At 50.6% G+C, this 9,088-nt stretch carries 6 protein-coding genes; 4 read left to right on the top strand and 2 right to left on the bottom strand.

Going from position 1 to position 9,088, the window contains the following annotated elements; translation table 11 throughout:
- Positions 1-31: 31 nt before the first annotated feature.
- Positions 32-517, top strand: a complete 486-nt coding sequence (locus tag F4X88_04765; protein ID MYA55589.1) for a hypothetical protein — start codon at positions 32-34, stop codon at positions 515-517.
- A gap of 7 nt (positions 518-524) precedes the next feature.
- On the opposite strand, the gene F4X88_04770 is transcribed toward F4X88_04765, so the two are convergent.
- Together F4X88_04770 and F4X88_04775 are read right to left on the bottom strand one after the other, a co-directional pair.
- Positions 525-941, bottom strand: a complete 417-nt coding sequence (locus F4X88_04770; GenBank protein ID MYA55590.1) for a helix-turn-helix domain-containing protein — start codon at positions 939-941, stop codon at positions 525-527.
- 573 nt (positions 942-1,514) lie between these two features.
- Positions 1,515-2,015, bottom strand: a complete 501-nt coding sequence (locus tag F4X88_04775; GenBank protein ID MYA55591.1) for a hypothetical protein — start codon at positions 2,013-2,015, stop codon at positions 1,515-1,517.
- 262 nt (positions 2,016-2,277) lie between these two features.
- Between F4X88_04775 and F4X88_04780 the strand changes: the two genes are divergently transcribed.
- From F4X88_04780 to F4X88_04790, 3 genes are all read left to right on the top strand, one after another.
- Positions 2,278-2,502, top strand: coding sequence for a hypothetical protein (locus F4X88_04780; protein MYA55592.1), 225 nt, complete (start codon positions 2,278-2,280; stop codon positions 2,500-2,502).
- A 120-nt stretch (positions 2,503-2,622) separates the two neighbouring features.
- On the top strand, positions 2,623-5,724 hold the full coding sequence (locus F4X88_04785) for a lamin tail domain-containing protein (GenBank protein MYA55593.1): 3,102 nt from the start codon (positions 2,623-2,625) through the stop codon (positions 5,722-5,724).
- A gap of 475 nt (positions 5,725-6,199) precedes the next feature.
- On the top strand, positions 6,200-9,088 hold a 2,889-nt coding region (locus F4X88_04790), incomplete at its 3' end, for a hypothetical protein (protein MYA55594.1).

Here is a 9,088-nt window from a genome sequence, read left to right on the forward strand (position 1 = left end):
GCTTAACTACTCCGCAGGGAACATTAAAAACATGAAAATTCAGAAAATTCAGGCGTTTCCGCTTGCTTACCCCGAACCCCACTACAAAGGTATCGAACGCTACATTACGCTCGCTCGCGTGGAGAGCGATGACGGTCTCGTGGGCTGGGGGGAGTGTATCTCACAGTTTCGAGAAGCGACACTCGCAACACAGATAATTATCGATCAGGGATTTGCACCGATGCTTACGGGTGAAGATGCTTTGGATGTGGAACGGCACTGGCATAAAATGCTCGACCACATCTGGTGGTATGGTCCTGAAGGCATCGCCGCATTAAACACGGCGGCGAGTCTGCACATGCTCGCGAGTTCACCGCATGCGGATTGTACGGATTTTAAGCCCCACGAATCCCCGATGCAGCATGAATTGGTTAGCGATCCGTGGGTCCAGGAGAACGGGTATGTCGCCATCCGCGACGTTCCGGGATTGGGTGTCACCGTGTGCGAAGATGTTGTGGAGAAATACGTGTTTGGATAGGACTTAATTATGTCGTTTTATTGAGTACAAGGGTTATGTTATCAAGCGTTTTCGAGAGTTCTACGTGTGCCTCAATGAGTGCTTTGTGGCTTTGCAGGAGGGTCGTGAGTTGCTCGTAGAGGGCTCGCTCGCGTTTTTGGGTTTCTTCCAAAGTCTTGCGGAGTTTCTCATTTTCCTGTCGGAAGGCGACTCTCACAGCATCTACGGACTTATCGCCGGTGTATTCGAGATACCCATCAGGGATGTACACGTTGCCGTAGAACCGCGAGAGTTCGCTGACGGTGATGACTTTATGCTTCCGTTTCTGGTCTGGGTTATCTGTGGCGGCAAGATTCCCAGCTTGAATCTCTTTGTAGATGTTTTCTTGCGAGACACCCAAGAGGTCGGCGGCTTGTGCGACGGAGAGATAGATTTCTGGGTTCATAATTTTGCGTCCTTCGGCATCGGTGGTTGTCTACGTTTTGTCTGCCAACTGCGTACGTGCTGAGGGGATGCTCTCAGTGTACTGCCTTTATCCTTCATTATAGAGTATCTATTGAGATAAGTCAAGCCAAAACTGATTGGCGGCGTTCCCCCCTCAATCCCCCCATATCTCCCCTTTTCTGTTATCAGCGCGTCTCGGATTTCATCGTAGAATCCGTAATTATAGTGGATCCAATAATTAAGGAGACATGCTGTCGGGATTACAAATCCCTCCTACACAGATGTAAACTGATTTCCCAAATCTACTATAAGCGGAAATGTGTCTGCCGTATATTTTTGTATGATTTTCCAATAATTTATCAATTATATTGTATAATTTTGTAATATATTGTAATATAACGCCAGTTTGATAAAAGTGATTTAACCCCTCAATCCTCCTACCCCCTGTATCTATACCCCCCCTATATCCCCCCCGCAAGCGAGAGGGAAGGACGCACGCGGTGGGGACCGACGCGCCCGAGGGGGAGGCCGGCGCAAACTAAACTTTACTATAAGAGGAACTGCATAAGTCTGCTTATAGTATCTTACTGAGCACGGCGGTGAGACTGTTCAGCGTTTTCGTGAGATCTGCGTGGACCTGGATAAGCGTTTGGTGGTTTCGGAGTGCGAGGATGAGTCGATCATTGAGATCTTGCTCGCGTTTCTCGATGTCTTCGAGTTTCTTCCGGAGTCGCTCGTTCTCTTGTCGGAGTGCAACTCGAACGAAGTCGACCGATCTATCGCCGGCATATTCAAGGTATCCATCTGGGATGTATATGTTACCGTAGAGGCGCGAGAGTTCACTGTGTGTGACCACTGGATATTTCCGGGTGTTGTCTGGATTTTCTATGGGTGTGAGGTTCTTGGCGCAGATCTCTTTGTAGATGGCTTCCTGTGAGATGCCGAGGAGATCGGCGGCTTGTGCGACGGAGAGATAGATTTCGTTTGGCATGGCTTTCATGGCTGTCAGCGATCGGCTTTCAGCGGGTTCCTTTCGGGTTTCAATGTGGATGTTAGAAAGTTTGTAAACGAACAATTGCCAGCGTTATCCGGGACAAAAGACGTTTGGTAAAAAGTATCTTTGACCGACAACGCTTCTTGCATTTTACACCTTTTTAACGAGTTATGCACTTTTTTCTGTAAAATATCGTATTTTTTTGTAAAAAATTAAGTTTTTTCTGTAAAATATCGTATTTTTTTGTAATTTAACTTGACAAAGGGCGTTATATAGTGTAGAATTAATTGCGTAAAGGGTTGAAACGCGAGATTTTTCACACAATTACGCGGAGAATTCAAAGATGCGTCGATCAAACACAAAAACAATATTGACTGCGTGCGAAATGTCTTTCGCTGGGAAAACGGATGCTGAGATAGCCACAACTTTAGGAACGTCTGTCTCAAATGTCTCCCGTTGGCGGAAAAATGAGATTTGGCAAGAATTTGAACAGGAGCTCATCTCGGCGCATAAAAAGTTGTTGTTAGAAGCGCATCGATTGGCAACCCTTGAAGATAGCACACCGTAGTGTGTGCATATATAAGGTTAAGTTCAAAATTAAAAGAATGGGTTTATCAAATCCCTGGATCCGTTCTTATTTTTAAGTTAGTTAGTTCTAATGTTTATGGAGGAAAACGTGAAAAACATAGTGAAATTGACATTTTCCTTAACCTCTTTAGTGGTCTTGCTTGCTGTCGGCCTTGTCTTAGCACCGTCAGTGATGGCAGATCACGGTAACTTTGATGTCACAATAACGGCAGCCGAGAATATGATCGATGTCTCGTCTGACGATGGCATGCAGATCGCCTCTGGACGTGATCGTGCTGATCGTGCCCTTACACCGGCTACGGCGACGTTCATCACGCTTTTAATTAAGAGTGATAGAATCGTGAACCTTGGGGGACCAGGTGGCGACTTAATGGAGCGTAAGACACATCTTGACTCGGAAGATATCATCATTGATGCTTACGATGCAGAGGGACGCGCACTTGGGCTCCTTCCGTTGGCAGAGGTAGATGACGTAGTTATCGTTTCACACCGGGATCCAACCAACCCAGGTAGAGAGTTCCTGATACGTGTAGATGAGCAGGAACTCACGAATGCGTATACAGCCGTCAGAGCAGGTGGTGCTCCGTTTGAGATTCACACACTGCTTTTCTCGATACCGGCAGGTGCGATGGAACAAGCGGATATAGACTATGTTACTAAAAAGAGAAGTGCCGATGGGCACCCCATGCATAGTAACAAAGCCGTTGCTGCTTACAGAGTCGACCTCGTTGACGATGATGAGGGGGCAGCTGCGTACAACCTCGGTGTCGGTGCGACAGCAGCTGGGTCAGGTGTTCCGGGTGTCGTTACGATTGATCAGATTCGCGAACGGGTAGGTGAGATAGAAGAACTTCCTTTTGAGGTCAAAGTCATCCTCACCGAAGAGCCGGCGGGTGGTCTCACGACAGATAAGATTGTGGTCAAGAACGGGAAAGCGACATCTGTTAGAAAAGGCACGACACTTAAGGGTGCCAGTACGACTCCCACGCAAACCACCGAATTAACGGTCGCGATGGCAAGTTATACCTCGATGGATGGTACGGCTGCTACTGTCCTGGGTAGTTTGCCTGCAGCTACGGGTCGGGATAACATGTTCCATCAGTATTTTGTAAATATCGAGCCTGATCCTAGTGTAAACGGTTACGTCACTATTTCAATCGACCAGTTCTCGGACAAAGTGAAACCGGTTCCCAATATGTATGTTCCCTTGTCGGATTCGCAAATCGTGGCGACGACCCTGGCGGCTGCTGAAACGACGGTCAGAAATGCCAGGGTTGCGAACGAAACACTGATGGTTCGGGTGAATACGGCAGCAACAGCGGATATCTTCAAACCGAGTGCGGATGCCAGACTTCCGCATGAGAAATTCATTCCTGAGAAGTTGGTCATCCCCGCAAACGGGTATCTCGTGCTGGCAAGTGGTAGTTACGCACAATCTGGTATTCGCAAAGCAGATGCGAAACTTGCAGATAAGAAGGATCCGGGTGAGGATATCTATAACAGTGTAGAGAACTTTAACCCACCGTATCCTGGCGACGATCTGGCGAACTTCTTCCAAAATGGTGGGACCATCCAGTTGGTATACCAAGATATCCCAGGTAATGGAGCGGATGCAGATGCGGATACCGGCTATGCGGGTGCTTCAAGTGCCACGATCAATCCCGGTGCTGTGATTATCAACGAAATCATGTGGGGCTACGATCGCGGTCTTGATAATCGTGCATACGCAGAAGGTCAATGGATTGAACTCCACAATACAACATCTGCCGCTATCTCTCTTGATAAACAGGAGTGGATACTCGCCTACGGTTCCACAACTTCCTTTGCTGCTGGTACTGTGGTTGACAAAGTGAGCAACAATCCAGCGAGCGGTTACTGGGAAGCCCTGGGGCAAAGCGGGGCATCAAATCCCGATCCTCTGATCGAACGAAAGTCTGATGACGATCTCAGTATCCAGGTTATTGAGAGACAGCTTGAGGATATCATCTCAATGAGTCGTGTAGCGGGGTCAACCGATGGCACTGCTAAGGCAAGTTGGGCACCCTCTACGCTTCCCACTGCGAACTTCACCTCAGCAGGTCGGATTGGCACGCCGGGTGCGCCGAATGAATACGATACCTCTGCGATAGATGCTGCCAAGGCCGCCGCAGATAAGGCCGCCGCAGATAAGGCCGCCGCTGTCTCGAAAGCACCTGTGGCGACAGCGTCTGATCTGATGATTTCCGAAATCATGGTCGCCAGCAATGAAGGTCGCCTCCCGCAGTGGATTGAGATCACGAGCAGTGCCACAGGGGAAGTCAGTCTTGATGGCTGGGCAGTCGGGATTGATAACGATCCTGCTGATGCAGATGTCGCGGCACTCTCCCTCGGTATTAAACTCGATGGTGTGACGGTTGCTGAGGGGCAAACCGTGCTGGTTGTCTCGAAAATAGGACGCAACTCCGGTGTCGGTATGGATATAGGCGATATCCGTGAAGACCGGATCGTTGATGCCTCAGCACAGGTGAAACCGGCATCCATGACGTATATGCTCCTCAGCGAGGTAGCCTTCCGCATCGCATTGGAGCCACCCCTGCCCCTCGCAGGTGGGGTCACTGATCGTGGCGACGTTGTTGGAAACCTCGGTGGCGGATGGGAACTCCCGATGTCCGAAGATGGACGTAGCTCACTGATCCGGCGTGAGATGGACGGGGCGGCTGAGATTATGGGAACCGATGCTGCAGGATGGACACTCGCCTCCGACACGAGTCTGATTGGTGCGTATGTCGAGACCTACTACGGCGATAAAGACGATGAGGGAACGCCTGGCTATAATGCGGGGGGTGCCCTCCCTGTCGAGTTGTCGAAGTTCTCTGCCGCACGCGACCGAGTCACCGGGCAAGTGGTCATCACCTGGGAAACGCAGTCCGAGCTGAACAACGCTGGGTTCTTCATCAAGCGTTCCCAGCAGCGGAACGGTCAGTTTGTGGTCGTCAATCCCACGATGATCGCGGGTGCCGGCACAGTGAGTGAAAAGCAGTCCTATACTTACACCGATACGACTGCGAAACCAAATATTGTCTACTATTACCAGATTGAAGATGTATCGTTAGACGGAAACCGTCAGACCCTGACGCGCGGTCACCGTCTGAAAGGGCACATTGGTGCCGCTGGTAAAGCGACGACGACGTGGGGCGAACTCAAATCGTCCCGTGAGCAATAACGAGGTGTTTCAGGGATAAATCTATTTGAACTAACCAAGCGAGCAAGGCGGTGGGGGGAACTTCATCGCCTTGTTTGTTTAACATGTCAGATAGATCGTTCGGACCCCTGGTAGCACATCTATTCACACATCCGTAGGGGCGAGGGTGCCTCGCCCGTTTCGTTCTACAGAGAGGCACAGGAGACCCACAGCATAATGCTACAAAGCGTTCACACATCACGTAGGTTTAGTGGGTCGGGGAGTGCGGTAGCGACTCCCGACATCCCTCTTTTATCGGACGACACAGATGCACAGGAGACCCACAGGTCTCATCAACTACAGAGATGCACAGGCTAACAGCCTATGCTACATTGCGTGAGAAGTTCGCAGCTATAAGCGGTTAGTTCACAACACCCTCTTATTCCAAACCCTATACCCTGTAGCTTATAGCAGAAGGCTTCTTGACGCCTAACCCCTATAGAGGATTATTTTTCTCATGAAACACATAAGCATACCCAAGATAGGCTTCGGCATACTGACGGCACTCATGCTGGCATTTGGTGTGCCGGGCACCGCAGAGGCGCTGACCCTTGATCACAGATCAGGCGGCGGCAATTACCGGACAGTATTTCCGGGAGATCCCTTCACTATATCATTTTCAGTAAGGTTGGCTGGGAGTGCCACCCCAAAACCAGGCCACAGTAGCGTATCTGGACAGACAGACTACTCTTACTATACCGAAGGGACTAACGTGCAGAGCGGATACCAATCTGGTAATGAAACCTTTGGTAATCCTTCAACGACTGCTACGACTGATGATGTACTGGTATCTGCTGCTGCTGCTGTCTACTACAACGATGAGGCTCTTGCGATTAACATTCCTGATGGATTTATTCTGAGAAAAGGCAGTGCGCGAGTGCCAGCTCAGAGCGGGACTTCTAGGCTAACTGAGAGGACCACCGATACAGCAACTCTCGGTGATTTTTCCCTACATGAAGCCGCTGCTGACACTAATCTAAGACTTGGAGCTACGATTACTTTGAGCGGCACAGCTTCTAATACTGCGGGTAGTCATAGTATCACAATAACAGATGTGACACCTGAGAGTGATTTTCCGGCGATCAATCCAGCACCAACTTCAGGGACATCGCTTACCTTCACAATTTACGTAGTGCCACGGGTACATCAACTTGATTCGCCGGCAACAGCACTTGCATCTGGGTCGGATAGTGTCTACTACGGGTATAAAGATGCCGAGCATCAGGTCAATACTGCCTTTGCCTTTACTCCAACAGCTAATGCTCCGGTTTATTATTCAGTTCAGGGCAGTGGAAGCCTCCACGTGGGAGAAGACAATTCAAATCCGAAACTCCCTCTCTCCAATGGGACACTGACATCCAGTAGTGCCAGTGTGTATCTTAGGGGTCATACAGCTACCAGCAGAGTTACTGCCTCTGTTGGTGGCACTACGCCTCACACTGTTATCTATATCTACATAGATCCGAGTAACGTGGCGCGGTATCCTCGGTTAGAAATAACAAACGAAACTAATCAGAGTGGTGCTTCCGGCGGACAGCTTGAGGATTATCTTGAGGTGAAAGTAACGGATGGAAGAGGCAGTCCTGTCTCTGGGGTGGCCGTTGAGTTTACAACAACTGCAAGCGATTCTATGTTTATTCCTGTCCCTGGTACAAGGGTCTATGGTACCGCCGCGGCGTTGGCAGCAGCTGTTAGCGATCCTGTGAACGGGATGGTTTTCCCGGCGACATCTACTGTTCCCCCTAAGAAAGCTAGCCCTGTATTCGTCCAAACAGATCGTAGTGGCCTCGCAAAAGTTTACTATGAGTTAGGTACAGAGACAACTCAGACGATTACTGCTAATTTAGTGGGTGTACCTCCTTCTCCTTATGTATCCAAAAGCTTTACGGCTACTCTGGGAGGAACAGGCAGCACGAGGGTCGCTAATTTAGAGATAGTCTCTGGGAATCCGCAGCGTGCGGCAAAGGCCAAGCAACTTGATGCCCCCTTGGTTGTGATCGCGCGAAGTACAGCAGGCTTCAGGATACCAAATGTGGTCATTCAGTTTAGAACCAATACTGGAATCCTTTCACGGCATGGTTTAACACAAAAACCATCGGAGGGATCTAATTCTGGTCAAGTACCTACTGGTACATTAAATCCTGATACCGGTCAGCAGATATATGTTGTCACCGGTTCTAACGGTCAAGCAAGCGTTGACTACAATATCGGTCAAATTGTCGTCGCGAGAGAAGTTGTTGCCGAGGTCCGGCACGAATCCCGCGATTCCGATTATAGTTTCGCGATTGATCGGGTGGTCTTCAACGTCAATGGTAGTGGAAGCCAACAGCAGCAAAACCAGAACCAAAACCAGAACAACCAGAACAACCAAATAGCAGCCGTTGTCCTGTCCTCTGTCACTGGAAGTGCGGGTGGCACGGCAACACTTAGGATTACCGCACCAGCGAACGCAGTGGTTACCGTGGGCAATGCACTCCGTGAGACGCAAGGGTTGGATACCTTCCCGAGAGCAAATGCTTCGGCACCGACACGCTCTGGGACAACTGTGACAAGCAGACTCACGCTACCGAGCCAAGTGGATACCTACCCGCTCACTGTCACTGTCGGGGGGACAGAGTATCGGGTGAGCGTTGTGGTCACAGCTGCCGCCGCTGGACAGAGCAGCGGCAGGCTTACGGTGAGTGTGGATCCGTTTAGTGGTGCCCCGGGCTCTACCGCGACCGTCAGGGTGTCAGCAACCGATGCAGATGGCGATCCTGCGAATATCACAGTGCGTTTGAGTGCTACGAATGGGGTGCTCTCGGCTTCAAGTGTAGAAACAGGCACTGAGGGCACGGATGATAGTATCCGGATCGTCCGTGGCAGCACAGCCGGGACCGAAAACTACGTTACTGTCAACGGTCCAAGTGGCTATGAGTCGGTGCGGGGTCGGTTTATCATCGCTGCGCCGGCAAGCGGCATGGGCGTGAGTGCACAAGACACCGACACAGGCACCGGTGGCACGCAAACGACCTCTACAGTGTCCGGGTCTCCGAGTAGCATTGAGATTGAGGGGTCTCCGAGGATTGACGGTAGATTGGCACAGGCGTTACGGCTTCGTGCCCGAGTGCTCGATGCCAACGACAGGGGAGTTTCAGGTGTCGGCGTGACGTTCCGTGTTATCGCGCCAGGGCAAGGCGCGTTTGCGGGGGCTCGCGGCTCTGGACGTGCGATCAGAATCGAGACGGATGGAAGTGGCGACGTAAGTACGAACTTCACACCGACGCGTGCCACGAGTACCGGCACGATCACCGTTGAGGCGAAAGCCGCGGGTGTCAGTGCGTCTGTCTCTTTTATCATTGATGTC

It is taken from the genome of Candidatus Poribacteria bacterium, assembly GCA_009839745.1.
Lineage (GTDB): Bacteria > Poribacteria > WGA-4E > WGA-4E > WGA-3G > WGA-3G.